The organism is Jannaschia sp. M317 (assembly GCF_025141175.1).
GTDB lineage: Bacteria > Pseudomonadota > Alphaproteobacteria > Rhodobacterales > Rhodobacteraceae > Jannaschia.
The window spans coordinates 2,461,664-2,486,727 of record NZ_CP081155.1 but is presented as its reverse complement, the minus strand read 5'-3'; the positions used below and the strand labels follow the sequence as shown (position 1 = coordinate 2,486,727).

Here is a 25,064-nt window from a genome sequence, read left to right as displayed (position 1 = left end):
CCTGCATGACTGCCACCGCTGCAACGCTGCCCCTCGCCGCCAATCCCGATTGGTGGCGCGGGGGCGTCATCTACCAGATCTATCCCCGGTCATATCAAGACACGACCGGCGACGGCATCGGCGACCTGAACGGGATCACCGATCGGCTGCCCTATGTCGCCTCGCTGGGCGTGGACGCCATCTGGATCAGCCCGTTCTTCACCTCTCCGATGAAGGACTTCGGCTACGACGTCAGCGATTATCGCGATGTCGACCCCATGTTCGGCACGCTGGAGGATTTCGACAGAATGGTCGAAACCGCCCACCGCCACGGCGTGCGGGTGATGATCGATCTGGTCCTTTCGCATTCCTCGGACGCGCATCCCTGGTTCCAGGAAAGCCGCGCCAACCGCACCAACGACAAGGCGGATTGGTACGTCTGGGCCGACCCCAAGCCCGACGGCACGCCGCCCAACAACTGGCTGTCCATCTTTGGCGGCACTGCCTGGCATTGGGACGGGCGCCGTCTGCAGTACTACCTGCACAACTTTCTGACGTCCCAACCGGACCTGAACTTTCACAACATGGATGTGCAGGATGCCCTTCTGGACGTGACCCGGTTCTGGCTGGAGCGTGGCGTCGACGGCTTCCGTCTGGACACGATCAACTTCTATTTCGCCGACAAGGATCTGCGCGACAATCCGGCCCTGCCGCCCGAGCGGCGCAATGCCAAGATCGCGCCTGCGGTGAACCCATACAACCACCAGGAACACCTGTATTCCAAGAACCAGCCGGAAAACCTGGAGTTTCTGAAACGCTTCCGCACGCTGCTGGATGAATACGGCGCCTGTGCCGTGGGCGAGGTGGGCGATGCGCAGTTGGGGATGGACCTGCTGGGGCAGTACACCAAGGACAAGGAAGGCGTGCAGATGTGCTATGCCTTCGATTTCCTGGCTGGTGACCTGCTGACCGCCGGGCGCGTGGCCGAGGTGTTCGACAAGCTGGAAACCCAGGCCCCGGACGGCTGGGCCTGCTGGGCGCTGTCGAACCACGATGTCACCCGCCACGTGTCCCGCTGGGACCTGGATGAGCAGGGTGCGAAATGCTACGCGACGCTGCTGCAGGTGCTGCGCGGCTCGGTCTGCCTGTATCAGGGCGAGGAATTGGGCCTGAACGAGGCGCGCGTGGCCTATGAGGACCTGCAGGATCCCTACGGCATCGAATTCTGGCCCGAGTACAAGGGCCGCGATGGCTGCCGCACACCCATGGTCTGGGAGGCGCAGGACGAGCACGGCGGCTTTTCCGAGGTAAAGCCCTGGCTACCGGTGGCCCATGAACATCTGGGCAATTCCGTCGCCAGCCAGGAGGCGCGGCCGGATGCCCTGTTGCATCACTACCGCCGGGTCATCGCGCTGCGCACCGGGTCAGAGGCACTGCGCCTGGGGTCTCAGGACGGTCTGCACGCCGACGGCGATCTGCTGACGTTCGAACGCGCGCATAACGGCGAACGGTGGTTCTGTGCCTTCAACCTGGGCGGCGGCATGGCCAGCGTTCATGTGCCCGAGGGCGACTGGACCTTTGTTGAAGATATTGGCGGCACCGATCCGGGCCGCCGCACCGGGGCAGGTGGGCTGGCACTTGGCCCCTGGCAATACACGCTGCTCAAGCACGCCTGACACAGGCGCCGCCGCGCCCCTGCGCGGCGGCGCGACAACGAAACGGGAGGGACGACCATGGCGAACCTGAAACTTACCGATGTGGCCAAGGTCTATGGCGGCAGCGTCGAAGTGCTCAAGGACATTGATCTGGACATCAAGACGGGCGAATTGATCGTCTTTGTCGGTCCGTCCGGGTGTGGGAAATCCACGCTGCTGCGGATGATTGCCGGACTGGAAAAGATCTCTGGCGGGACGCTGGAAATCGACGGCGAGGTCGTGAACGACGTTCCCCCCTCCGAGAGGGGGATCGCCATGGTGTTCCAGAGCTACGCGCTCTACCCCCATATGACCGTGCGCGAGAACATGGCGTTTGCGCTGAACATCGCCAAGATGCCCAAGGCGGACATCGACGCCGCCGTCGACGCGGCGGCCAAGAAACTGCAGCTGACCGAATATCTGGATCGCCTGCCCAAGGCCCTGTCCGGCGGGCAACGTCAGCGTGTGGCCATCGGCCGCGCCATCGTGCGCGACCCGAAGGTCTATCTCTTCGATGAGCCGCTCTCGAACCTGGACGCCGCCCTGCGGGTCGCCACCCGGATCGAGATCGCCCAGTTGAAGGAACAGATGCCCGACAGCACCATGATCTACGTGACCCACGACCAGGTGGAGGCGATGACGCTGGCCTCGCGGATCGTGGTTCTGGATGCGCTGAAGGACAACGGTCACAAGTATTCCATCGCCCAGGTCGGCACCCCTCTGGAATTGTATCAGACCCCGCAAAGCGAATTCGTCGCCCGCTTCATCGGCTCGCCCGCCATGAACCTGTTGCAAGGTGAGGTGGTCGGCACCGGCGAGACGACCACCATCCGCACCCGCGACGGCGGTGGCACGGTGACGTCGACGGTGCCCACAACGGCCGACGACATGGGGGCCACGGTCAACATCGGCATTCGCCCCGAAGACACGATCCAGACCGACGGCGAGAACTACGCGTTCGGCGGTGAGGTCGAGGTCGAAGAACGCTTGGGCGAAGTCACCCTGCTGTATTTCAAGCGGGCGCAGGCGGACGACAATGCGGTCATCGCGAAGCTGCCGGGTATCCAGCCGAACCTGCGCGGACAGACCATCAAACTGACCGCTGATCCGGCCAAAGTCCACCTGTTCAGAAACGGACAGTCTCTCAGATATAGATAATCGGTCATGCTTTGGCCGGATTGAGGGGACAGGTTGACGCCAAATCTGTTCCCGAGGTCCGTCATGCCCGTTCTCCAGTTTCTCCACGCTCTCTTCCTGCGGCTCTATGGGGCGGTCCTGATCCTGTTCGGGATCTTCTGCGCCATCGGACCGGGGTTGCTGGCGTCCGAAGGGGTCGATGCCTCGGGGCTGGAACTGCCCTCGGTCGGCCCCTTCGCGATCCTGTTGGGCGTGATCCTTCTGGTGCCGTGGTGGCTGCCGCGCGGGCTGCGCCGTCCGTCCGGCTGGCGGGACGTGATCTGGTTCGCTCCGATCCTGCTCCAGGCCTGGCTGATCCATGCAACCCTGTTGCCTACGGTGGAGATTCTGGGCCGTCTCGATCCGACTGCGTCGTCCACGGGCGCGATGGATGATGCGTTCACGGCATTCAACGTCCAGTGGTATCATTTCGCCGGGGTGCAGGGGGTTGTGATGGCCCTGCTCATCGGTCTGCGCCATCGCTCCTCGGCACCTGCCAAGCAGGCGACGCCCTCGCGCAAGGCCGCTTCGGGTCCTGCGGAGCAATCGACATTGCTCAGTGTGCATCGCGCGCTCGTCGCGCTGTCGGGCGTGGCCATCGCGACAACCGCTGCCGGGATCCTGCTGATCCTCGCCCGCGATGCCGAGCTGCATTTCATGGCGACAACCCTCGGTGCCATCAATGTGATCCAGGTCGCGGCCATTCTCGGCATCCTCGGCGGCCTCAGCCTGCTGCTAGTGCGCATGATGCCGCGGTTTCTGGCGCGTCCGACCCGGTGGTATCATTTTGTTCTGATCGGGCTCTACCTGTCCGCTCTCGCGGCTATCGCGCCATTGACCTTTGTGCTGTTTCCGATCTTCAAGGCGGCAAGCCAGTTCAGCGATCCGACGCTGCTGAACCTCCACGCGGCTGCGTTCCAGAACGCGCTCTTGCGTCTCCCGGCGGGGATGACGGCCCAGCTTATCGGAACCGTCGCGAACCTGTCGCTGATCGTCACCACGATCCTGCTGATCCGCCGCCTGCCAACCGTGGACGGTCACGACGCCGACGAGTTGCGCCCCTATTCCGCCAGCACCTACGGCGCCGACGTCCCCGAGGTCGCGAAGCCCGTCAAGGACCGCGCCAAGGCCAAGCTGCCGGAGCCGAAGCTGCCGTCCATCGGCGCGGCGATGAAACTTTACATCGTGGCCGACTGGTTGGTGATGCGGTTGCTGGGCGCGGGGCTCTTGTGGACTGGCTACCTGCTGTTCCAGATGATCCAGGCAGAACGGTGGTCCCAGGCGGCCAAGCTGTCCTACGGTCAGGATCCGATGCACGCGCTCTATGCTTATGGGCTGTCTGGTGCGCTTCTGGCTGTGCCCTTCCTGCTGCCGCGCCGCATCGTCGCCCCGCGCAGCGTGCTGGGCGGATTGTTCAAGGCGGTGATCCTGCTGGCGGCCTGTCTGGTCCTGCTGCCGATGCTGGACGTTGCGATCACGACGCTGACGCCGGACATCTACCACGCGACGCTGCAGGCAACGATGCCCTCTGTCTTCAAGGCAGTGGCTGGGGTGGCCGTGACCTCGGCCCTGCTGATCAGCTTCTTCCGCCAACTGGGGGCCACGCCGCAGGTCGACTACACCGGCAAACCCGTCGTCGTGCTGTCTGAAAAGGAACTGCGCGAACTGCGCGAGGCGCGGATGAACCTCTAGCCGGTCATCCGCACCTTGCCGATGAACGGCAGGTTGCGGTTCCGCTGGGCGTAGTCGATGCCATAGCCGACGACGAACTCGTCTGGGATTTCAAAGCCGGTCCAGCTGGCTTTGACATCGACTTCCCGCCGGGCGGGTTTATCCAGCAGGGCAATGGTTTCCAGCCGGGCCGGTGCCCGCGATTTCAGCAGGCCGATGACGTGGTGCAGGGTAAAGCCGGTGTCGACGATATCCTCGACCACCAGGACGTCGCGGCCCCCGATTTCGCCGCGCAGATCCTTCAGGATGCGGACCTCGCGGGAACTTTCCATGCCGTCGCCGTAGCTGGAGGCCTCCAGGAAATCGACTTCAACCGGCAGATCCAGTTCGCGCACTAGATCGGCGATGAACACGAACGACCCGCGCAGCAACCCCACCACAACCAGCTTGTCGGTGCCGTCAAAGCGCGCCTCGATCTGTCGGGCCAGGGCCTCGATCCGGGCCGCGATGGCCTTGGCAGAGATCATCTGATCGATCACATAAGTCTCGGTCATATCGACTCCCCTGAACCATTCCGGCATGAGGGGCGTTAACACGGGACTTCCCGCCGACCAAGAGGCCCCCATGCCGCGACACACAGAGACACGCGACCTGCCATACAGCCCAGACCAGATGTACGATCTGGTGGCCGACGTCGCCTCCTACCCGCAATTCCTGCCCTGGACTGCCGCCGCGCGCATCAGATCGCGCACCGGCGGCCCCGAAGGAGAGGTGGTGCTGGCCGACCTCGTCATTTCCTTCAAGGTGTTCCGGGAGAAGTTCGGCTCCAAGGTGACGCTCTGGCCCGGTGAAAAGCGGATCGAGACGGAATACCTGGACGGGCCGTTTCGCCATCTCGAAAGCGAGTGGCGGTTCGAGACGCTGCCAAATGGCGGCTGTCGCGTGCATTTCTGGGTCGATTTCGAGTTTCGCAACGCGTTGATCGGCCGCGTCGTGGGCGTTGTTTTCAACGAAGCCATGCAGCGCGTCGTCGCGGCCTTCGAAAAGCGGGCCAAGGCGCTTTACGGGGCCGTCTGACAGCCAGCCAACAGAAGGCCAAGCGCGTGATCGCGTGCGGCCTGCCTGACCTGTGTCCGTCCCAGGGCACCGAATTCAACGGTCTCGGTACGAACACCTGACGCCGTTGCCAGACCGAAACAGACGCGCCCTTCGGGTTTGAAATCCGACCCGCCGGGCCCCGCGATTCCGGTGACCGAGACGGCGATGTCACAGCCGGACCGCGTCCGCGCGCCCGCAGCCATCTCGGATGCGACCTGTTCAGACACGGCCCCGACCGCGTCGAGCGTGTCTGACCGCACCCCCAGCAGGTCCATCTTGGCCGCGTTCGAATAGGTCACCACGCCCCAGTGATAGACCGCCGAAGACCCCGGCAGGTCCGTCAAGGCCGCCGCCACCAACCCGCCGGTGCAGCTTTCGGCGGTGGCCAGGGTCACGCCCCGGGCGAGGGCCGCCGCCTGAACCTGCGCCGCGGTCATAGATGGGCCAATCCGGCCAAGGCGATCACGCCAACCGCCGCAAAGACCCCGGCAACCGCATCGTCCAGCATTACGCCCCAGGCGTCGCCGCGCCGATCCATCCATCCGACGGGACCGGGTTTCCAGATGTCGAACAGACGGAACAGCAGGAATGCGGCGATCCAACCGGGCCAGAGCCGCTCTGCCGTGACACCTGCAGACGCGGCCCCCCAGGCAATCGGTAACAGTGCAATCCAGACGCCCAGCAGTTCGTCTATGACCACCTTTGACGGGTCGTGATCCCCGCTGTCGGCCACAACCACGCGCGTCGCCCACAACCCGAGGGGCAGCGCGGCGATGGTGGCCAGCGTGAACACCAGTGGCCCTGCCTGCATCACCACCCATCCCAGCGGCAGCGCAGCCAAGGTTCCCCAGGTGCCCGACGCCGGTTTCAAATTGCCGGAGCCCAGAACAGTGGCCACCAGATGCGCCGCGCGGTTCATGCGGACACCAGGGCCACGGTGGCCTGGCACGCAATGCCCTCGCCGCGTCCGGCAAAGCCCAGGCGCTCCGTCGTGGTCGCCTTGACCGACACGCGGTCGATCGACACCTTCGCCAATTCGGCGATGCGGGCGCGCATGGTGTCAGCGTGTGGGCCGATTTTCGGCACCTCGCAAATCAGCGTGCAGTCGATATTGCCAAAGGCGAATCCCCGCGCCCGCGCCAGGTCGGCCGCGTGGCGCAGGAATTGTCCCGACTCGGCACCTTTCCATTGTGGATCGCTTGGCGGGAAGTGGCGGCCGATGTCGCCCTCGGCCAAGGCACCGTAAATCGCATCGGCAATGGTGTGCAGCCCGACATCCGCGTCGGAATGCCCCTGTAATCCACGCCCATGAGGCACACGGACACCACAAAGCATCACGTGATCGCCGGGTCCGAACCGATGCACGTCAAAGCCGTTGCCTACTCTGAAATCCACGATGGATCCCCCTTGCTTGATGCATCGAACCGGTCGACAAACGCGCTGTCGACCCTTTGGTGCTGTCCTAGACCTCGGTCTTTGTTCTGACAACAGGACGGGCATTGCGCTGGCAAAATGCATAAAAAATGTGCAAATGGCATAGCGCAGGCACAGACATTCACCGCTGCGCCTGCTTTCCATGGGGCCGCAGGATACGCCTTAAATCTAATCGCACAGGGTTTCAGCACGTGCCTGAAAAGACCGCATCGTCACTTGATCCCAGGTTGCAGGCCCTTGGCCTGACATCGCCTGTCGCACTCGCGCCCATGGCAGGGATCACCGATCTACCCATGCGCACTCTGGTGCAATCCTTCGGCGCGGGGCTCGTCGTGTCCGAAATGGTCGCCAGCCGAGAGATGGTCCAGGCCAAACCCTCTGTCCGCGATCGCGCGGAACTGGGGGCGGAGTTGGACGGCACCTCGGTACAGATCGCCGGGCGCGAGGCCTACTGGATGGCCGAGGCCGCCAGGGTTCTGGCGGGGCAGGGCGCCCGGATCGTCGACATCAACATGGGGTGCCCGGCCAAGAAGGTCGTGGGCGGTGCATCCGGGTCCGCGCTGCTGCGCGACCACGACCACGCCATGCGCCTGATCGAAGCCGTGGTCGGCGCGGTCGACGTGCCTGTGACCCTGAAGACCCGGCTCGGCTGGGACGACGACAGCCTGAACACGGCTGCTTTGGCGCGGCGGGCCGAGGCGGCGGGCATTCGGATGTTGACGATCCACGGTCGCACGCGGTGTCAGTTCTACAAGGGCCACGCCGATTGGGCCGCCGTGCAGGAAATCGTCGAGGCGGTGGCAGTTCCCGTCCTGGTCAATGGCGACATTCTGGACAGCGCGGACGCTCGTGCAGCGCTGCGCGCCTCTGGTGCGGCGGGCGTCATGATCGGGCGTGGCATTCAGGGGTGCCCCTGGATCTGTGCCGAGGTTGCGGCGGACCTGGGATACGGCCCGGCACCGGTCGTCCCCGAAGGCGAGGCGTTGATCGCGATGGTACGCGGCCATTATGACGCGATGCTCGATTTCTACGGGCCACTGGGCGCCCGCGCGGCGCGCAAACATCTTGGGTGGTACATGGACCGCGCGGGCACAGTGCCCGGGCTGCGCCGGCAGGTTCTGACCGCGCCGCCGGACGACGTGCGCAACCTGCTCGACCTTGCCTTGCGCCCAGTCCTGGAGGCCGCGGCATGACAATGTCCGAAACCGTCTGGCAATCGCTGGCTCTGCCCGCGCTGCTGCTGTCACCCGAGGATGTGATAACCGCAGCCAATGGCCCCGCAGAAGGGTTCCTCAACCGGTCGGCCAAGGCATTGGTCGGCAAGGCCTTGCCGGAGTTGGTGGAAATTGACGGCGATCTCGGGGCTGCCACGGGCCGCGTCCGTCGCAACGACGCGCCGCTGACGCTGCACGAAACGTCGGTTCGCATCGGCCCGGCACCGGATTTGCGGTGCGACGTGCATATTTCACCGTTGGGCGGTGGCGTCTTGATATTGTTCAGCCCGCAGGACATCGCGGGCCGTGTCGATCGCGGCCGCAGCTCTCGCTCGGCGGCACGGTCGGCCATCGGGATGGCCGAGATGCTGGCCCATGAAATCAAGAACCCCTTGGCCGGAATCACCGGAGCGGCCCAACTGCTCAGCATGAACCTGAGCGGCGAAGACCGGGAGCTGACGGAGTTGATCGTCGCCGAAAGCCGGCGCATCGTGAAGCTGCTGGAGCAGGTTGAACAATTCGGCAACCTGCGCCCGCCGCAACGCAAGGCGGTCAATCTTCACGACGTCCTCGATCGCGCGCGCCGCTCTGCCATGGTCGGGTTCGCGGCCCATATGACCATCGAAGAGGCCTACGATCCTTCGCTGCCTCACACTTGGGCCGATACCGACCAATTGCAGCAAGTGTTCCTGAACTTGCTGAAGAATGCGGCCCAGGTCGGCGCGCAGGGCGGCAAGATCACCATCCGCACGTTCTATGAGCTTTCGCTGCGGGTTCGGCGGCCTGACGGCTCCGGCGGGGCGGTTCCCCTACAGGTCGAGATCATCGACGATGGCCCGGGCGTTCCCGAGGAAATGATCAACAACCTCTTCGAACCCTTCGTGTCCGGGCGGGAAAACGGTACCGGCCTTGGCTTGGCACTGGTGTCCAAGATCATCCACGAACACAACGGCTGGATTTCTGTCGACAGCATTCCGGGGCGCACCGTCTTCCGGATTTCCCTGCCGCTCGCGCCGCGCGAAGATTCGAACAAGAAACCCCTGCAAGACACTGAATTAAGGACATAACATGGACGGCACCATCCTTGTCGCTGACGATGATCGCACGATCCGCACCGTTCTGACGCAAGCCCTGACGCGTGCGGGTTGCAAGGTTCACGCCACCTCCAGCTTGATGACGCTGATGCGCTGGGTGCAGGAGGGCAAGGGCGATCTGGTGATCTCGGACGTGATCATGCCCGATGGCAATGGTCTGGAGATGCTGCCCCGGATCGGGGCAGAGCGGCCTGGTCTGCCGGTGATCGTCATTTCTGCACAGAACACGATCATGACGGCCATTCAGGCGACCGAGGCCGAGGCCTATGACTACCTGCCCAAACCGTTTGACCTGCCCGACCTGATGAAGCGCGCATCGCGTGCGTTGGAACATAAACCACAGGCTGCCGCGCATGTCGGCACAAAGCCAGAGGCGGAAACGGACGACCTGCCGCTGGTCGGTCGCACGCCCCGGATGCAGGCGCTTTATCGGCTGGTTGCCCGGGTGATGAACACCGATCTGCCGGTCATGATTACCGGTGAAAGCGGCACCGGCAAGTCGCTGATCGCGAAGGCAATTCATGACTTTTCGGACCGGCGGACCTTACCGTTCGTGACCGCAACCGGGTCCGAGCTGGCAGGCTTTGACGGTCCGGCGGATCTGTTGGCGCGGGCCAAGGGGGGATCCCTGCTGTTCGACGAGGTCGGGGACCTGGACGCAGAGGCGCAGGCCCGCGTCGTCCGCATGTTGGATGCATTCGACGGGTCCGGCCCGCGCATCATGGCCACCTCGCAACGGGACCTGTCGTCGCGACTGGACGAAGGTTTTCGGTCTGACCTCTATTATCGCTTGGCAGGGGCACAACTGGACGTGCCTGCGCTCCGCGAACGGGTCGACGACATTCCCTTGCTTGCCGCGCACTTTCTGACGCGCGCCGAGCGGGAGGGCGGCTCCCTGCGCCGGTTCAGCGACGATGCATTGGCCCTGATCCGAGCTCATCCCTGGCCCGGAAATGTCAGGCAACTGGAAAACACGGTGCGCCGTCTGGTTGCGACCAGCCCGGCCGAGGAAATCACACGACAGGAGGTTGAACTGGTGGTCGGTGGCACACCGACGGCCGCGGGTCCGCGCGCAATGGCGGCGACCGACGATCTGTCTGATGCCGTTGATAAACACCTGCGCCGCTATTTTGACCTGCAGGGTGGGCAGCTGCCGCCGCCGGGCCTGTATCAGCGGGTTCTGCGAGAAGTCGAAGGCCCGTTGATCGAAATCGCGCTGGACGCGACCGGTGGGAACCAGGCGAAATGCGCGGACCTGCTGGGGATCAACCGAAATACCCTGCGTAAGAAGATCACCGACCTCGATATCCTCGTGACACGCCGCCGCAAGTTGATGTAGATTGGCCACACACGTTGCAGATCGGGAACAACCCGGCGGAACAACGGGTGGTAAGACATTGAAATGAGGCGATCTTGCGGCTTCCAGCGTCCTCAGAAACGCTGCTCCGAACCTTTCTCTGGAGCGGCCGTCGGCAGGCGAATACCTGGCTGACCCTCGTGCTTGTCGCACTGGGGCCCGTTCTGGTAGGGATCACCTTCCTAGCATTGGGCGTCCGGGGGCCGGGGATCAGTCAGACGTTGCTGCGCGGCGTCCTTCTGACCGATCTCGTCTATATCTTGCTTGTGGCCGCCCTTGTTGCGCGGCGTGTCACGACAATGGTCGCGGCGCGGCGCGCTCGGTCGGCGGGGTCGCAATTGCACCTGCGCCTGACCGGCATTTTCACCGGCATGGCCCTGGTTCCAACGATTCTGGTCGCTGTTTTTGCAATGATTACAATCAACATCGGGTTGGAGGGTTGGTTTTCGGACCGTGTCCGAAATGCGCTCGGCAACTCCGTTTCTGCCGCGCAGGCTTATGCGCAGGAACATCGCGACGCCCTGACCCAGGATGCGCGCGCCTTGGCCGGATACCTGAACGTCGCCAAGCGCGCGAGTTTCTTCATGACCGACGGCGATATGCGCCAGGTGCTCAGCCAAGGGCAGGAGTTGGTCCAACGCGGTTTGGAAGAAGCGTTTGTGATTGACGGCACGGGGGAAATCCGGGCCCGAGGGGATCGCAGCTACCTCTTCGATTTCGAACTTCCGGCCCGGGCCCAGTTGGAGCAGGCCAAAACCGGGTCTGTCGTCTTATTCGAAGACAAGGAAATCAATGAGTTCCGCGCCCTTCTTCAACTGACCGCCTATACGGATCGGTTCTTGTACGTCACCCGAGAGGTCGACGGCGACATTCTTCGGCTGTTGGATGAAACCCAGGAAACCGCCCAGCTTTATCAACAGCTTGAACAGGACCGAGGGCGGATGCTGTTCGAGTTTGGGCTGCTTTATCTCGGTTTCGCCGTCATCCTGATCCTGGCTGCAACCTGGGCCGGGCTGTGGATCGCAGAGCGGCTGTCGCGGCCCGTCGGTCAACTGGCTGGCGCGGCGCAGCGTGTCGGTCATGGCGATCTGGACGTGCGCGTCACCGAAGAGGCGGGGGACGATGAAATCGCCATGTTGGGGCGCATTTTCAACCAGATGACCCGCCAGCTTAAGGGGCAACGGGACGCCTTGGTCGAAACCAACATGCAGACGGAACGGCGTCGCCGGCTGTTCGACAGCGTTCTCGGATCGGTCACTGCCGGCGTGATTGGCCTCGATGCCAATGGCCGGGTCGACTTTGCCAACCGCTCGGCCAAGCGGCTGCTGCATCTGGACGAGGCAAATCAATACGGGTTGGAGCTGCATCAGTTCGTCCCGGAATTCGCCTCTTTGTTCAACAAGTTGAAAGACGCGCATTCCGGCACCGTGCAAGAAGAGGTCCGGCTGATGCGCAGCGGATCCCTCGAAAGCCTGCTGGTGCGCATTGCCACGCGAAGCGGCGTTGATGGTGCCCCCGAAGGCTATGTGGTAGCGTTCGATGATGTGACCGAATTGGTCAGCGCGCAGCGCATGGCCGCCTGGGGCGACGTGGCGCGGCGGATTGCGCATGAGATCAAGAACCCCCTGACGCCGATCCAATTGTCCGCAGAGCGGTTGAAGCGTCGGTTCGGTCGCGAACTCCCCGAAGAAAGCGCCCTGAAACTTGGCGAATTGACCGACGTGATTGTTCGTCAAACCAATGACTTGCGACGTATCGTTGATGAGTTCAGCAAATTTGCCCGCATGCCGGAGCCGGAGCGGCGGCGCACCGACCTGGCGCGGGTCCTGCGCGATACGGTGACCCTTCAGAAGGCCGCGCTGGAGCCGATTGCCTTGCAAGCGTCGATCCCGGACGAGGCGGCTTTTGCCGACATTGACGCCACCATGATCGGGCAGGCCTTCACCAATCTTGTCAAGAACGCTGGCGAAGCCATTGAAACCAGGGCAGAACACGAGAATGATTTTGACAAGATTGTCTCGGTCGAACTGACGATCGGGGATGGTGCCGTTGAAATTCGCATCGCCGACACGGGAATCGGCCTGCCTGCGGATCGCGCGCGGCTTTTTGAGCCCTATGTGACCACCCGGGACAAGGGCACCGGTCTGGGCCTGCCGATCGTCAAGAAGATCATCGAAGAGCATGGCGGCACGCTGGAGCTGCGCGACGCGCCAGCCGCTGCAAATGGACATAAGGGGGCGGAAGCATTGATCCGCCTGCCACTGAGTGAGGAGGGCTAAGAATGGGCGACATCCTGATTACCGACGACGAGGCTGACATTCGCGGCCTGATTTCCGACATCCTGGAGGACGAGGGGTATTCCTGCCGGACCGCGGGGACAGCCGATGAGTGCATGGCCGCCATCGATGAAGAGCCGCCCAGCCTGATGATCCTGGATATCTGGTTGAAAGACAGTGACATGGACGGGATCGACATCCTGAAATCCGTCCGTCGCGACAACCCGGACATCCCGATCATCATAATCTCGGGCCATGGCAACATCGAGATTGCGGTCGCCGCAATCAAACAGGGTGCCTACGACTACATCGAGAAGCCGTTCAACATCGACCAATTGATGGTGGTGGTGTCCCGCGCGATGGAAGCATCGCGTTTGCGCCATGAAAACAGCGAGTTGCGGCGGAAAGATGCCTCCTCCGCCGAGATGATCGGGCAAAGCGGGGCCTTCAAGGGTCTGTTGGGCCAATTGCGCAAGGTGATGAATTCCAACGGTCGCGTGATGCTGACGGGGCCTGCGGGATCGGGCAAGGAAGTCGCCGCACGGTACATTCACGCCAATTCGAACCGCGCATCAGGTCCGTTCGTGACCGTATCGTCCGCGAATATCGAGCCGGAACGGATGGAGTCGGTTCTGTTCGGGCGTGAAAGCCTCGAAAAAGGGGTGGAACCCGGCCTGCTGGAGCAGGCGCACGAGGGTGTGATCTATTTCGATGAGGTCGCGGACATGCCCCTGGGCACTCAGTCCAAGATCCTGCGTGTTCTGGTAGAACAGTCTTTTCAACGGGTTGGTGGCCAAGAAAAGGTGCGTGTAGACTTACGGGTCATTTCATCCACCAACCGGGACCTGGAATCGGAGATCCGCGCCGGTCGGTTCCGCGAAGAGTTGTTTCACCGTCTCAACGTCGTGCCGATCCCGGTCCCATCGCTAGAGGATCGCCGGGACGACATTCCGGTGCTGGCGGATCATTTCATCCGGTCGCTCAACAAGGCGCAGGGCCTGCCGCTGCGCGAGTTGAGCGAAGAGACGCGCGCCCTGTTGCAGACGATGCGTTGGCCGGGAAATGTCAGACAATTGCGCAATGTGATCGAACGCGTCTTGATCCTGGGCGATGGAACCGGGGCGATCGAACCGTCCGAATTGCCCAGCCCGACCGACGGAGGCGGTGACGGAGGAGAGATGACTCTGTCCGGCAGCCTTGCAAGCCTGCCATTGCGCGATGCGCGCGAACTGTTCGAGAGACAGTACCTGATGACCCAGATCAACCGATTTGGCGGCAACATCAGCCGCACCGCAAGTTTCGTGGGGATGGAACGGTCCGCCCTTCACCGAAAGCTCAAATCACTTGGCGTCGTGACGTCGGCGCGGGGTGGCGCGCGCGTTGCACGGGTGGACGAAAACACCTAGCGGGGCGCGGCGATGCGACCCTGCGCGACGCAAAACCCACGGATATCGAAGGGCTGGTTCTGCACAGGCACGGTCAGCCCCTGTGGACATCGAGGCAGTTGCGTCAAGCCATAGCCTTTCGCCCCCATGCAGGCCGCGACAGCCCGCGCGCGGTGCCCGGCGTTGGCATCGTAGTCGAAGATTTCCGGTGCGTCGTTGACACCGATGCACAGCGGTCCTTCGCATAGGCTTGCGCCAATTGTGACGCGGGGGGCTGTTGCGATCCGGATTCTTTCGGGCAGGGCGGTCTGGGCCTCGCGCGTGCAGGTGGCAAGGTCGATGTCGGCCGTCTGTGTGGGGGTGCCGGGGCGCAGCCAGACCGATTGGCCCGGAACGGTGCAGGCCGCCAGCAACAAAACGGAAAGAATGACACGCATGAACAAGAGCCTAGGGAAGTTGGGACAGCATGCAAGGCGCGCCTGACGTCAGACGTTGCCCTGGCTGCTTTTGAGGTGTCTTGAATAGGCGCGGCCGCTCCTGCGTTGACCCGCGCCGCAGCGCCGCATATCCAGATCATTCAGAGCATCGACCGGGGACATCACCGTGAAGGTCATCATCTGCGGAGCGGGTCAGGTCGGTTGGCAGATTGCCCGCCATCTGGCGGGCGAGCGCAACGACGTCACCGTCGTCGACAACAATCCAAGCCTCGTGAACCGGGCCACTGACACGCTGGACGTGCAGGGGATTACCGGGTTCGCCAGCTATCCGAACGTTCTGGAACGCGCGGGCGCCGAAGACGCCGACATGTTGATCGCCGCGACCCACAGCGATGAGGTCAACATGGTGACCTGTCAGGTCGCCCACTCGGTCTTTACCGTTCCACGCAAGATCGCGCGCCTGCGGGCGCAGAGCTATCTGTCGGCCATCCGGTCAGATCTGTATCGCCGCGACCACCTACCCATCGACGTCGTCATCAGCCCCGAGCGGGAGGTCGCGTCCGCCGCGTTGCGCCGCCTGCGCGCGCCCGAGGCCTTCGACGTCGAAGAATTCATGGATGGCTTGACCCATCTGATCGGGCTGAAGCTGGACGCCGACTGCCCGGTTCTCGACACGCCGCTGCGCCAGCTCAGCGAATTGTTCAGCACCTTGCGGGCCGTTGTGGTGGGCGTGCGTCGGGCCGCGTCTGGCACGTTGTTCGCCCCGGAACCGGGGGATCAGCTGCAGGCGGATGACCAGATCTATGTGCTCTGCCATACCGAGGACCTGGGCCGTACCCAGGAGATTTTCGGCAAGAAGACCAAGAAGCAGGAACGTGTCGTGATCATCGGAGGCGGCAACGTCGGTCTGACCGTGGCCCGCGCGTTGGAAGCGGCCCCCGAACGCATCCGCGCCAAGATGATCGAACGGAACCGGAGCTGCGCCGAACATGCCGCCGAGTCGTTGGAACGGACGATCGTTTTGTCTGGCGACGGGCTCGATATCGAACTGCTGCGCGAAGCAAACATCGAACGCGCGGATGCCGTCCTGACCGTAACCGACGACGACAAAACCAACCTTCTGGCTGCGGTGCGCGCCAAGGCGGCGGGCTGCTCCAAGACCATTGCCCTGATCAACGACCCCACGTTGGTGCCTTTGATGGGACCGCTGAATATTGATGCCTATGTGAACCCGCGACAGACGACCGTGTCTTCTATCCTGCGCCATGTGCGTCACGGGCGTGTGCGCAATGTCTATTCCGTCGGCGACGCCGAGGCAGAGGTGATCGAGGCGCAGGTGATGTCCACATCTCCCTTGGCCGGGCGCCGGTTGCGGGACGTGAATTTCCCCGAAGGCGCGTTGATTGGCGCGATCCGCAAGGCGGACGGCAAGGTGGTCAAACCCAGCGGCGAAAGCCTGATCGAAGAGGGGGACAGCGTGGCGATCTTCGCGCTGTCGGCGGATGTGCCAGAGGTGGAGCGGCTGTTGCAGGTGCAGGTGGACTTCTTCTGATGGCCGAAGAGGCGCGCAGCGTCACCCGGCTGCCGCTTTTGGTGCGCCTGGCACTGGTGTTGTCGGCGTCGATGTATGTGCCGGCGCTGCACGCCTTGTACCGCGACGTCCATGGCGAGGCGCGCGTGTTCTTTTACTGGGGCACGATCCTGTTGGCGTTGAGCGCAGCTGTCGCCCTGGCCACGTCACGACGGCAATCATCCAACATCACCCGCAGTCACCTTGTTGCCTTGCCCGGCGCGCTGCTGCTGCTGCCTGCGATGGCAGCGATCCCATTGACCGAGGCGGTGGCGAACACGCGGCTGGTCAATGCCTACGTGGAAATGGTCGCCGCGATCACCACCACCGGCGGCAGTCTGTTCGCGCCGGACCGCCTGTCGGAGACGGTGCATCTGTGGCGCGCCTTGGTGGCGTGGCAGGGCGGATTGATGGCCATCGTGGCTGCGGTCGCGATCCTGGCCCCGCTGCGCCTGGGTGGGTTCGAGGTAACCTACAGCGCGCGGTTCGGCCAAGGCGCACGGCTGTCGGCGCAGGCGCAATCGGCAGATCCCGAACATCGGCTGGCCCGCTATTTCAACATGCTTTGGCCGATCTATTCAGGGCTGACGTTGCTGCTCTGGACCATTCTCTGGGTCTTGGGCGAAACGCCGACACGGGCCGCGATTCACGCTATGTCGACGCTTTCGACGTCTGGGATCACGGCAGGCGGCGGGGTCAGCGGATCCGCTGCGGGCCTCCCCGGAGAGGTCGCGATCATGGCCTTTCTGATCTTTGCGGTCAGTCGTCAGACCTTTACCTTCGAATTTCAGCGCGATCAGGTCGTGCGCCTGTCTCAGGACCGGGAATTGCGCATTGCAGGCATGATCGTTCTCACGGCTTCGGTCTTGCTGCTATTGCGTCACTGGACCGCAGCCCTGGAGGTCGACGCAGGCGCGACCTTTACCGAGGCGCTCCGGGCGTTCTGGGGGACGGCCTTCACCGTGCTGTCGTTCCTGACGACGACCGGTTGGGAAAGCGCGGATTGGGCAACGGCGCGCGGCTGGTCCGGTCTGGATACACCGATTGTCATGTTGCTTGGCCTGGCCCTGTTCGGCGGGGGGGTGGCGACGACGGCAGGCGGGGTAAAGCTGCTGCGGATTTACGCGCTCTATGAACATGGGCGGCGGGAAATGCATCTGCTGGTTCACCCTCATGGCGTCGAAGGCGGGCAGGGGGTTCGGGCGCGTATCCCCATGCGGGGGGTCGAGGCGGCGTGGATCTTCTTCATGTTGTTCGCGATCACCATCGCCGCCGTCACGCTGGCGCTGTCAGCTGCTGGCTTGAATTTCAGTGACGCAATGACGCTGGCCATTGCCGCGTTGACCACCACAGGGCCGCTGGCCGACATCGCCCTGGGCACCGGCCCCGCGCGCGGTATCGGCAGTATCGGGGACGCGGCAAAGCTGATCTGGGCTTCGGCGATGGTGCTGGGCCGGCTCGAAGCGCTGGCTCTTATCGCGCTGTTCAACCCTGATTTCTGGCGCGGATAGGCCTCTGCGCGTCGATTCAGGGACTTGGAGCGCAGAATCCCTGTTTCTGGGACTGGAACTTTGCAGAACATCGCCGCATAACTGTCGCAACGGTGAAAACGACGCACCCGAACAAGGGTGACGCACGACGGGGGACGAGCCGATGGCATCCGACAAGCAGAACCTGCAGGACGCGTTTCTCAATCACGTCCGCAAGACGAAGGTGCCGGTCACGGTCTTTCTGATCAACGGCGTGAAGCTTCAGGGCGTGATCACCTGGTTCGACAACTTTTGCGTGCTGCTGCGCCGCGATGGTCAGTCGCAGCTTGTCTACAAGCATGCGATTTCGACCGTGATGCCCGCGCAACCCATCAACCTTTATTCTGGCGAGGACAGTTCTGGCGACGCCGACTGACACGCATTCGACCGAGGCGCTGCCGACGCGCGCGCTGGTCCTGCATCCCGATCAACGTGGCGCCGACCGAACGGGCCGCGATCCGAAACTCGCCGTGGAAGAGGCGATCTCGCTTGCGCATGCGCTGCCGGGGCTGGACGTCGTGGGGGGCACCGTCGTTCGCCTGCCCAAGCCGCATCCCGGCATGCTGTTCGGATCGGGCAAGGTCGAAGAACTGCGCGCGCGGATCGAGGCGGAGGAAATCGACCTGATCCTGTTGGACGGCTCCCTTAGTCCTGTGCAGCAGCGCAATCTGGAAAAGGCCTGGAAGGTAAAGCTTCTGGACCGGACCGGCCTGATCCTGGAAATCTTTGCCGACCGCGCCGCAACCCGCGAGGGTGTGTTGCAGGTCGAGCTGGCGGCCCTGTCCTATCAACGCACCCGCCTCGTCCGCGCCTGGACCCACCTGGAACGGCAGCGGGGCGGATTGGGTTTCGTCGGCGGCCCTGGTGAAACCCAGATCGAGGCGGACCGCCGGGCGATCGACGAACAGATGATCAAGCTGCGCCGTCAGTTGGAAAAAGTCGTCAAAACGCGGGAGCTGCACCGAGCCGCCCGCGCCAAGGTGCCCTATCCCGTGGTGGCCCTGGTCGGTTATACCAACGCAGGGAAATCGACGCTTTTCAATCGGTTGACGGGCGCAGAGGTGTTGGCCAAGGACATGCTTTTCGCCACTCTGGACCCGACCATGCGGGCGGTGGAATTGGCCGTTGTCGGCAACAACACACTGGATGTGATCCTGTCGGACACCGTGGGCTTCATCTCGGATCTGCCGACACAGCTGGTTGCGGCGTTCCGTGCCACGCTGGAAGAAGTGCTGGACGCTGATCTGATCGTCCACGTGCGCGACATCTCTCACCCGGAGACCAAGGCGCAGGCCCAGGATGTCGAAACCATTCTGGAGGCGCTGGGCGTCGACAAGTCGGTTCAACGCGTGGAAATGTGGAACAAATCCGACGCTCTGGATGCCGAAGGAGCGGAGGCTGCTGCCAACATCGCGGCCCGTCGTGACGATGTTTACCTGGGATCGGCCCTGACCGGGGCGGGACTCGACGCCCTGCTGGAGCGGATCGGCACCGAGTTGGCCGAAAGCATGGCCGAGCTGACCCTGGTGTTGCCCTTTGCGGCGGGGCGCGCCCGTGCCTGGCTGCACGAAGAAGGCACCGTGCAATCCGAGGAACCAGGCGAAGAGGGCACCGCGCTGTCGCTGCGCTGGACCGCAAAGCAAGCCGCCCGTTTTGCCCGCAGCTTCCCGGAGGAAGCCAAGCTGCTGGGTTGAGGTCTGGCCGGAACCTGATTTCTGGCACGACCGCGCCATCGGCGACGTTCCGCGTGCCTGCAAGGGTGACAGGTGGGCGGCGCTGGCATATGATTGCGCCAGATCGGGGCGTGAGATTCCGGCAGAGCAGATTTTGGACAGGACATATCACATGATCGCATATTCGCGCCGCCGCTTTCTCGCGGCCGCCACCGCGCCGCTGGCGCTCGCTGCTTGTGGCAATGGGATCGGCAGCCCGGGTGCCGACAAGATCGACGCCCGCGTCGATGCCGCCTTCAACTTCATGTACGACACCCTGCCGGAGACCCAGACATTGGCCGGCAAGGCCGCGGGTATCCTGATGATGCCACTGGTCACCGAAGCGGGCCTGGGCATCGGCGGCGGGTTCGGGCGCGGGGCATTGCGCATCGATAACGTGACCGTTGATTACTATTCCACGACCAACGCGTCGGTCGGCCTGCAGATCGGGGCCCAGCAATACGCACATGCGCTGTTCTTCATGACACCCGCGGCGCTGAACAACTTCCGCGCCTCGCAGGGGTGGGTCGCGGGGGCGGATCTGGAATACGCATTTTCGTCCAGTTCACGTGCGCTGACGACGGATACGACCTCGCTTCTGACCCCTGTTGTCGCGGTGATCTTCGGGCAGGCGGGCCTGCTGGCCGGGGCCACGATCGAGGGGCAGAAATATAACCGGATCATTCCCTGACCCAGCCGGGCAGGGGGCTCTGCCCCCCTGGCCCGATGCCATCCCCACGCGGCATTCCGAGCCAGCGGAAACACGCGCCCGTTTCCACTTGCGGGTTCACGGCGGCTCCGTTAATGGGGCGACACTTCACAGGCAGGGGCGGGCCCCTGGGGGAGACATCCCCGGACGGTCCACCGGTTGAGGCGATGCCTCTGATCCCCCGCCAAGGTTTAAACCGGAAAGGATCGAGACATGGCTCTGCCTGATTTCTCCCTGCGTCAGCTGCTTGAGGCCGGCGTTCACTTTGGTCACCAGACCCAGCGTTGGAACCCCCGTATGGGCCCGTACATCTACGGTGCCAAGAACGGGATCCACATCATGGATCTGACGCAGACCGTCCCGCTGCTGGACCAGGCGCTGCAAGCTGTTCGCGACACCGTCGCCAAGGGTGGCCGCGTTCTGTTCGTCGGCACCAAGCGTCAGGCTCAAAAGCCGGTGGCCGATGCCGCCGAGCGTTGCGCGCAGTACTACATGAACCACCGTTGGCTGGGCGGCACGCTCACCAACTGGAAGACGGTTTCCAACTCGATCCAGCGTCTGAAGACGATCGACGAGGCGATGGAGCAGGGCTTCGAAGGTCTGACCAAGAAAGAGCGTCTGGGCATGGAGCGCGACCAGCAGAAGCTGCAGGCTTCGCTGGGCGGCATCCGCGAAATGGGCGGCCTGCCCGATCTGTTGTTCGTCATCGACGTCAACAAGGAAGACCTGGCCATCGCCGAAGCCAAGAAGCTGGGTATCCCGGTTGTGGCTGTCGTGGACACCAACTGCTCGCCCGAGGGTGTCGACTACGTCATCCCCGGCAACGACGATGCGGCCCGCGCCATCGCGCTGTATTGTGATCTGGTGTCCCGTGCGGCGCTGGACGGCATGACCGCACAGCTGGGTGCGGCCGGTGTCGACATCGGCGCCATGGAAGACGGCGTCGAGGAAGACGTCGATCCGGGCGAAGCCGTCGAGCTGCCCGCAGAAGAGACCGTCGCAGAGGCGTAAGCCCGCGTCATCAACCGGTTACAGGGCGCAGTTAATTTAGCTGCGCCCGACATTCCCATTCGAAGGAGAGAGATCATGGCGATCACCGCGAGCATGGTGAAAGAACTGCGCGGCACCACCGGCGCAGGCATGATGGACGCCAAGAAGGCGCTGACCGAGAACGACGGCGACATGGAAGCCGCCATCGACTGGCTGCGCACCAAAGGCCTGGCAAAGGCCGCCAAGAAGTCGGGCCGCACCGCCGCCGAGGGCCTGGTGGCCGTCGCCGTTGAAGGTAACACCGCGGTTGCAGTCGAGGTGAACTCCGAGACCGATTTCGTCGGCAAGAACGCGGAGTTCCAGGGCATGGTCGCGAGCATCGCGCAGACCGCTCTGAACGTTCCGGACCTTGGCGGTCTGGCTGACGCCGAAATCGGCGGCAAATCCGTTGCGGCCATCATCACCGACAAGATCGCCACCATCGGCGAGAACATGTCCCTGCGTCGCATGGCCAAGCTGTCGGGAACCTCTGTCGTGACTTACGTTCACAACGCCACCGCGCCCGGCATGGGCAAGATCGGCGTTCTGGTTGCTTTGACCGGCGACAACGAAGCCTTCGGCAAGCAGGTTGCGATGCATGTCGCCGCTGTGAACCCGGCATCGCTGTCCGAGGATGACCTCGACGCGGCTGTCGTCGAGAAAGAGCGTCAGGTCCAGATCGACATCGCACGTGAATCGGGCAAGCCCGAAGCCGTGATCGAAAAGATGATCGAAGGCCGCATGAAGAAGTACATGTCCGAAGTGACGCTTCTGAACCAGGCGTTCGTTATCAACCCCGATCTGACGGTTGCGAAGGCCGCCGAAGAAGCCGGCGTCGAAATCACCGGGTTCGTTCGCCTGGAAGTTGGCGAAGGTATCGAAGTGGTCAAGGAAGACTTTGCCGCCGAAGTTGCGAAAGCCGTCAAAGGCTAAATCGCCCGCAGCGTTGAAGAAAAGAGCGGCACCGTGGCAGGCCCACGGTGCCGCTTTACGTTCAAGCCCGCTCTGGGGATGAGAGAGGGTGGGTCTTGATCGCCCGGGTCCCGGGGCAAATTCCCCGAGACACCGCGCAGTGCCGAACCTCATCGACTGTGGACCTAGGGGCCGCAAATGCGCCGGTCATCCCTGGGCCCCATCTAGTCCATGGCGCAATTGCCATCACTCACAAGACACGGATAACCTGACACCTGACCCTGGGTCAGGCTAGTGAGGTTTTCCTTACCTTTCGGAATAATCCAGCAGTCGGTTCAGGCCGTGTACCGATGGAACTGGTTCTGAACGCTGGCTTTCAGAATCGCCTGAGCCGTCGTTTCCACGTCCAGTGCCTCGCGTGCGAGGCGCAGGTGTTTCTCGACCGTGGCCGGGTTTCGTCCCAGGACGGTCGCCACGTCCTGCACCGTCTTTCCATCCGCGACCAATTCCAGGACTTCGCGCTGCCGGGCCGTCAACCTATGTCCGTGAGCGCCATAGGGCAGGGACATAAGCGCCAGATGGGTGACGTTGTTGATCAGCTCGATCTCTGCGCCATGCTCTGTCCAGATCGCATCAATCGCGTCCTGATCCAGGTTTGTCGAGGCCAGGCCGATCCCATGGCCGCTGCGCGCGGAGGTTCGTGGAAAGCTGATACCGTATCCAGCCACAACACCGTGCAAGGCATTGAATTCGCAAACACGTCGTTCACCAGGCGTCAGCCGATCGGCGCGATAATCCTCGGCAATCTCGCGCCAGCTTCGGGTGCCTGTGTTCACCATGGCCCAGCGAACCATGGGCGCGTCACGAAACAGGCCGCCATCCAGGTAAGGTCCAGTGAACTCGGGCGGATAGTTGGTCAGGATCAACGCATCCTTCATATCGCCCATACCACGATCCGTCCGGAACCTGGTCGCTGCATAGAACACACGATCAAATCCATAGCTGGCCATGCGCGCCTCGTGAGAGGCCCAGAGATCTTCGAGGCTGGTCATCCTTGTGATGGTCAGCAGATAGGTCGGGACATCTGTCAATGTCATGCGTTCCAGCGTTAGTGAGATATCTTAGCTCAATAACAAAGGAGTAGATGCGCCAAGGCCGTCTGTCGAGCCGTCCTTTTATTACATAACTAAGATTATACCACTTATAGACAGCATATCGTGGCTGGCCGTCTGCCAGCCAACCAACGCTATTCCCCTTGGCGCTATGGCGTCGTCGCCGCCCGAACCGCCGGGTACGCCGTACGATATCGCCGCCAGGCTCTGTCATAGGCCTCGGCCAGATCGGCGCGCGGATCGACGGTTTCCGCAATCACCGGTGGCGTCATGACTTCGGACGTAGCGGCACCCGCCGCGGTCATCCCCAGGCGAGCAGCCCCCAGTGCCGCGCCGAATTCTCCTCCCGCTGGCAATGCCAGCGGTTGTCCCAGCAGGGTCGCCAGAACCTCCAGCCAATGCCGGGAACGTGCACCACCACCGGTCGCCAGGATCGACGTCAGTTCGGTTCCGGTTCCGCGCAGCGCCTCCAGACAATCGCGCAGGGCAAATCCCACGCCTTCGACGACGGCCTGGGTCATCTCGGCGGGGCCATGGGCGACGTCCAGTCCCAGAAACGCCCCCCGCACGCCCGCGTCATTGTGCGGCGTCCGTTCACCCGACAGATATGGCAGGAACAAAAGTGACCCAGGCCCCTCGGCCCGGTCCGGCAAGGTGGCGGCCAGATCCGCCGCACCCTGACCCGTGATCCGCGATAACCAGTTCAGACAATCCGTTGCGGCAAGGATCACGCCCATCTGATACCAGCGACCTGGCACCGCGTGGCAGAATGTGTGCACCGCCGTCGCCGGATCCGGGGCAAAGCTGTCCTTGGCGGACAGCAAAACGCCCGAGGTTCCCAACGAAACGAAGCCCTGCCCCTCGGCAAAGCACCCTGCCCCACAAGCCGCCGCCGCGTTGTCGCCAGCCCCACCTGCGACCACCACCGGCGCGCGGATGCCCCAACGCTGCCGCAGGCTGTCGCGCAGGTCGCCACTGGCTTCGGCCCCCTCGCACAGGTCGGGCATCTGGTCCCGGCGCATGTGGCCGGTGGCCAGCACCCCATCGGACCAATCACGCGCGCCCACGTCCAGCCAGGCGGTGCCCGCGCTGTCGGACATGTCACCCATATGCCCGCCGGTCAGCCAAAGGCGCAGATAGTCCTTGGGAAGCAGGACCTTGGCAACTTTCTCGAACACCTCCGGTTCATGATTTTCCAGCCAGAGGAGTTTCGGTGCCGTAAAGCCGGGAAACACGATGTTGCCCGTCGCCGCGCGCACGCCCGGTTGGGCATCCATCCAGGCTGCCTCCTGTGCGGCGCGGGTATCGTTCCACAGCATGCAAGGCCGCAACACCGTATCATCGGCCCCGATCAGCGTGGCCCCGTGCATGTGCCCCGACAGACCGATACCGCGCAGGTCGGCCAAGTCTTGGGGTGCCTCTGCGGCAATGCTGTCCAGAACCGCCTCGCAGGCGCGGATCCAGTCATCTGGGTCCTGTTCGGACCAGCCAGTGTGCGGATGCGGGTTGGGATACCCCTGCTCTGCCGTGGCGACGACGCGTTGCGTTTCGTCCACCAGAATGGCCTTCAGGCCAGAGGTTCCCAGATCGAGCCCCAGATACATGCATTCCTCCCTGTGCACACAGAGCGCCTCTTCCTTCGCCCCGCTACAACGCTAAAGCTAATTCCGCACGCG

22 protein-coding genes and 1 pseudogene are annotated in these 25,064 nt (G+C 63.3%); 16 read left to right on the top strand and 7 right to left on the bottom strand.

Annotated elements, in window-relative coordinates; all coding sequences use genetic code 11:
* Positions 1-5 precede the first annotated feature (5 nt).
* The 3 genes from K3551_RS12625 (at position 6) to K3551_RS12615 (ending at position 4,541) form a co-directional block, all read left to right on the top strand.
* On the top strand, positions 6-1,655 hold the full coding sequence (locus K3551_RS12625; RefSeq protein ID WP_259913693.1) for an alpha-glucosidase: 1,650 nt from the start codon (positions 6-8) through the stop codon (positions 1,653-1,655).
* Positions 1,656-1,712: 57 nt separating this feature from the next.
* The gene (locus tag K3551_RS12620; protein WP_259913691.1) at positions 1,713-2,831 is read left to right on the top strand and encodes an ABC transporter ATP-binding protein; all 1,119 of its coding nucleotides are present in this window, start codon (positions 1,713-1,715) and stop codon (positions 2,829-2,831) included.
* 63 nt (positions 2,832-2,894) lie between these two features.
* A complete protein-coding gene (locus tag K3551_RS12615; RefSeq protein ID WP_259913689.1) occupies positions 2,895-4,541 on the top strand; it encodes a hypothetical protein in 1,647 nt (548 codons plus the stop codon).
* Here K3551_RS12615 and hpt read toward each other — a convergent pair.
* Positions 4,538-5,074 carry a hypoxanthine phosphoribosyltransferase gene (gene hpt / locus K3551_RS12610; protein ID WP_259913687.1) on the bottom strand — a complete coding sequence of 179 codons (537 nt, stop codon included), beginning with the start codon at positions 5,072-5,074 and terminating at the stop codon, positions 4,538-4,540. The genes K3551_RS12615 and hpt overlap by 4 nt on opposite strands.
* A 70-nt stretch (positions 5,075-5,144) precedes the next feature.
* On the opposite strand from hpt, the gene K3551_RS12605 reads away from it, so the two are divergent.
* Positions 5,145-5,597, top strand: coding sequence for a type II toxin-antitoxin system RatA family toxin (locus K3551_RS12605; protein WP_259913678.1), 453 nt, complete (start codon positions 5,145-5,147; stop codon positions 5,595-5,597).
* On the opposite strand, the gene K3551_RS12600 is transcribed toward K3551_RS12605, so the two are convergent.
* The 3 genes and pseudogenes from K3551_RS12600 to ispF all read right to left on the bottom strand — a co-directional run.
* Entirely contained in the window at positions 5,582-6,055 is a 474-nt protein-coding gene (locus K3551_RS12600; protein WP_259913676.1) for a CinA family protein, read from the bottom strand. The two genes, K3551_RS12605 and K3551_RS12600, sit on opposite strands and share 16 nt — an antisense overlap.
* On the bottom strand, positions 6,052-6,537 hold the full coding sequence (locus K3551_RS12595) for a phosphatidylglycerophosphatase A (protein ID WP_259913674.1): 486 nt from the start codon (positions 6,535-6,537) through the stop codon (positions 6,052-6,054). The genes K3551_RS12600 and K3551_RS12595 overlap by 4 nt, the downstream gene beginning before the upstream one ends.
* A pseudogene (gene ispF / locus K3551_RS12590) lies at positions 6,534-7,016 on the bottom strand (2-C-methyl-D-erythritol 2,4-cyclodiphosphate synthase); the annotation flags it as partial. The gene K3551_RS12595 and the pseudogene ispF, both read right to left, overlap by 4 nt.
* Before the next feature lie 305 nt (positions 7,017-7,321).
* Here ispF and dusB point away from each other — a divergent pair.
* The 5 genes from dusB (at position 7,322) to K3551_RS12565 (ending at position 14,399) form a co-directional block, all read left to right on the top strand.
* Entirely contained in the window at positions 7,322-8,245 is a 924-nt protein-coding gene (dusB, locus tag K3551_RS12585; RefSeq protein WP_259913670.1) for a tRNA dihydrouridine synthase DusB, read from the top strand.
* The gene (locus K3551_RS12580; RefSeq protein ID WP_259913668.1) at positions 8,242-9,333 is read left to right on the top strand and encodes a nitrogen regulation protein NR(II); all 1,092 of its coding nucleotides are present in this window, start codon (positions 8,242-8,244) and stop codon (positions 9,331-9,333) included. The genes dusB and K3551_RS12580 overlap by 4 nt, the downstream gene beginning before the upstream one ends.
* A gap of 1 nt (position 9,334) precedes the next feature.
* Positions 9,335-10,699 (top strand): sigma-54 dependent transcriptional regulator, encoded by a 1,365-nt coding sequence (locus tag K3551_RS12575; RefSeq protein WP_259913667.1) that lies wholly within the window; start codon positions 9,335-9,337, stop codon positions 10,697-10,699.
* A gap of 74 nt (positions 10,700-10,773) precedes the next feature.
* Positions 10,774-12,996: an ATP-binding protein gene (locus K3551_RS12570; protein ID WP_409197376.1), complete on the top strand. Its 2,223-nt coding sequence runs from the start codon at positions 10,774-10,776 to the stop codon at positions 12,994-12,996.
* Between the two features lie 2 nt (positions 12,997-12,998).
* Positions 12,999-14,399, top strand: a complete 1,401-nt coding sequence (locus K3551_RS12565) for a sigma-54 dependent transcriptional regulator (protein WP_259913665.1) — start codon at positions 12,999-13,001, stop codon at positions 14,397-14,399.
* On the opposite strand, the gene K3551_RS12560 is transcribed toward K3551_RS12565, so the two are convergent.
* Entirely contained in the window at positions 14,396-14,815 is a 420-nt protein-coding gene (locus tag K3551_RS12560) for a hypothetical protein (protein ID WP_259913663.1), read from the bottom strand. The genes K3551_RS12565 and K3551_RS12560 overlap by 4 nt on opposite strands.
* A 166-nt stretch (positions 14,816-14,981) precedes the next feature.
* Here K3551_RS12560 and trkA point away from each other — a divergent pair, with 166 nt between their 5' ends.
* The 7 genes from trkA to tsf all read left to right on the top strand — a co-directional run bounded on the left by trkA (position 14,982) and on the right by tsf (position 22,297).
* Positions 14,982-16,367, top strand: coding sequence for a Trk system potassium transporter TrkA (gene trkA, locus K3551_RS12555; protein WP_259913661.1), 1,386 nt, complete (start codon positions 14,982-14,984; stop codon positions 16,365-16,367).
* The gene (locus K3551_RS12550) at positions 16,367-17,896 is read left to right on the top strand and encodes a potassium transporter TrkG (protein ID WP_259913658.1); all 1,530 of its coding nucleotides are present in this window, start codon (positions 16,367-16,369) and stop codon (positions 17,894-17,896) included. Before trkA ends, K3551_RS12550 begins: the two co-directional genes overlap by 1 nt.
* A gap of 142 nt (positions 17,897-18,038) precedes the next feature.
* Complete coding sequence (hfq, locus tag K3551_RS12545) at positions 18,039-18,290, top strand: RNA chaperone Hfq (RefSeq protein WP_259913654.1); 252 nt, start codon at positions 18,039-18,041, stop codon at positions 18,288-18,290.
* A 19-nt stretch (positions 18,291-18,309) separates the two neighbouring features.
* Positions 18,310-19,608, top strand: coding sequence for a GTPase HflX (gene hflX, locus K3551_RS12540; RefSeq protein WP_259919597.1), 1,299 nt, complete (start codon positions 18,310-18,312; stop codon positions 19,606-19,608).
* A gap of 151 nt (positions 19,609-19,759) precedes the next feature.
* The gene (locus K3551_RS12535) at positions 19,760-20,317 is read left to right on the top strand and encodes a YSC84-related protein (protein WP_259913652.1); all 558 of its coding nucleotides are present in this window, start codon (positions 19,760-19,762) and stop codon (positions 20,315-20,317) included.
* Positions 20,318-20,548: 231 nt separating this feature from the next.
* A complete protein-coding gene (gene rpsB / locus K3551_RS12530; RefSeq protein WP_259913650.1) occupies positions 20,549-21,346 on the top strand; it encodes a 30S ribosomal protein S2 in 798 nt (265 codons plus the stop codon).
* 75 nt (positions 21,347-21,421) lie between these two features.
* A complete protein-coding gene (gene tsf, locus K3551_RS12525) occupies positions 21,422-22,297 on the top strand; it encodes a translation elongation factor Ts (protein ID WP_259913648.1) in 876 nt (291 codons plus the stop codon).
* A 314-nt stretch (positions 22,298-22,611) separates the two neighbouring features.
* Here tsf and K3551_RS12520 read toward each other — a convergent pair whose 3' ends face one another.
* Together K3551_RS12520 and xylB are read right to left on the bottom strand one after the other, a co-directional pair.
* Positions 22,612-23,373, bottom strand: a complete 762-nt coding sequence (locus tag K3551_RS12520) for a LuxR family transcriptional regulator (RefSeq protein WP_259913645.1) — start codon at positions 23,371-23,373, stop codon at positions 22,612-22,614.
* Between the two features lie 164 nt (positions 23,374-23,537).
* Complete coding sequence (xylB, locus tag K3551_RS12515) at positions 23,538-24,992, bottom strand: xylulokinase (RefSeq protein ID WP_259913642.1); 1,455 nt, start codon at positions 24,990-24,992, stop codon at positions 23,538-23,540.
* Positions 24,993-25,064: the final 72 nt, after the last annotated feature.

What these genes read in the sequence shown, in the direction of transcription:
- hfq (WP_259913654.1), top strand. Translation starts at nt 18,039, where the DNA reads ATGGCATCCGACAAGCAGAACCTGCAGGACGCGTTTCTCAATCACGTC.
- rpsB (WP_259913650.1), top strand. Translation starts at nt 20,549, where the DNA reads ATGGCTCTGCCTGATTTCTCCCTGCGTCAGCTGCTTGAGGCCGGCGTT.
- K3551_RS12565 (WP_259913665.1), top strand. Translation starts at nt 12,999, where the DNA reads ATGGGCGACATCCTGATTACCGACGACGAGGCTGACATTCGCGGCCTG.
- K3551_RS12600 (WP_259913676.1), bottom strand. Translation starts at nt 6,055, where the DNA reads ATGACCGCGGCGCAGGTTCAGGCGGCGGCCCTCGCCCGGGGCGTGACC.
- K3551_RS12550 (WP_259913658.1), top strand. Translation starts at nt 16,367, where the DNA reads ATGGCCGAAGAGGCGCGCAGCGTCACCCGGCTGCCGCTTTTGGTGCGC.
- K3551_RS12520 (WP_259913645.1), bottom strand. Translation starts at nt 23,373, where the DNA reads ATGACATTGACAGATGTCCCGACCTATCTGCTGACCATCACAAGGATG.
- K3551_RS12580 (WP_259913668.1), top strand. Translation starts at nt 8,242, where the DNA reads ATGACAATGTCCGAAACCGTCTGGCAATCGCTGGCTCTGCCCGCGCTG.
- K3551_RS12625 (WP_259913693.1), top strand. Translation starts at nt 6, where the DNA reads ATGACTGCCACCGCTGCAACGCTGCCCCTCGCCGCCAATCCCGATTGG.
- tsf (WP_259913648.1), top strand. Translation starts at nt 21,422, where the DNA reads ATGGCGATCACCGCGAGCATGGTGAAAGAACTGCGCGGCACCACCGGC.
- hpt (WP_259913687.1), bottom strand. Translation starts at nt 5,074, where the DNA reads ATGACCGAGACTTATGTGATCGATCAGATGATCTCTGCCAAGGCCATC.
- K3551_RS12605 (WP_259913678.1), top strand. Translation starts at nt 5,145, where the DNA reads ATGCCGCGACACACAGAGACACGCGACCTGCCATACAGCCCAGACCAG.
- K3551_RS12595 (WP_259913674.1), bottom strand. Translation starts at nt 6,537, where the DNA reads ATGAACCGCGCGGCGCATCTGGTGGCCACTGTTCTGGGCTCCGGCAAT.
- K3551_RS12575 (WP_259913667.1), top strand. Translation starts at nt 9,335, where the DNA reads ATGGACGGCACCATCCTTGTCGCTGACGATGATCGCACGATCCGCACC.
- K3551_RS12615 (WP_259913689.1), top strand. Translation starts at nt 2,895, where the DNA reads ATGCCCGTTCTCCAGTTTCTCCACGCTCTCTTCCTGCGGCTCTATGGG.
- K3551_RS12620 (WP_259913691.1), top strand. Translation starts at nt 1,713, where the DNA reads ATGGCGAACCTGAAACTTACCGATGTGGCCAAGGTCTATGGCGGCAGC.
- K3551_RS12535 (WP_259913652.1), top strand. Translation starts at nt 19,760, where the DNA reads ATGATCGCATATTCGCGCCGCCGCTTTCTCGCGGCCGCCACCGCGCCG.
- dusB (WP_259913670.1), top strand. Translation starts at nt 7,322, where the DNA reads ATGGCAGGGATCACCGATCTACCCATGCGCACTCTGGTGCAATCCTTC.
- xylB (WP_259913642.1), bottom strand. Translation starts at nt 24,992, where the DNA reads ATGTATCTGGGGCTCGATCTGGGAACCTCTGGCCTGAAGGCCATTCTG.
- K3551_RS12560 (WP_259913663.1), bottom strand. Translation starts at nt 14,815, where the DNA reads ATGCGTGTCATTCTTTCCGTTTTGTTGCTGGCGGCCTGCACCGTTCCG.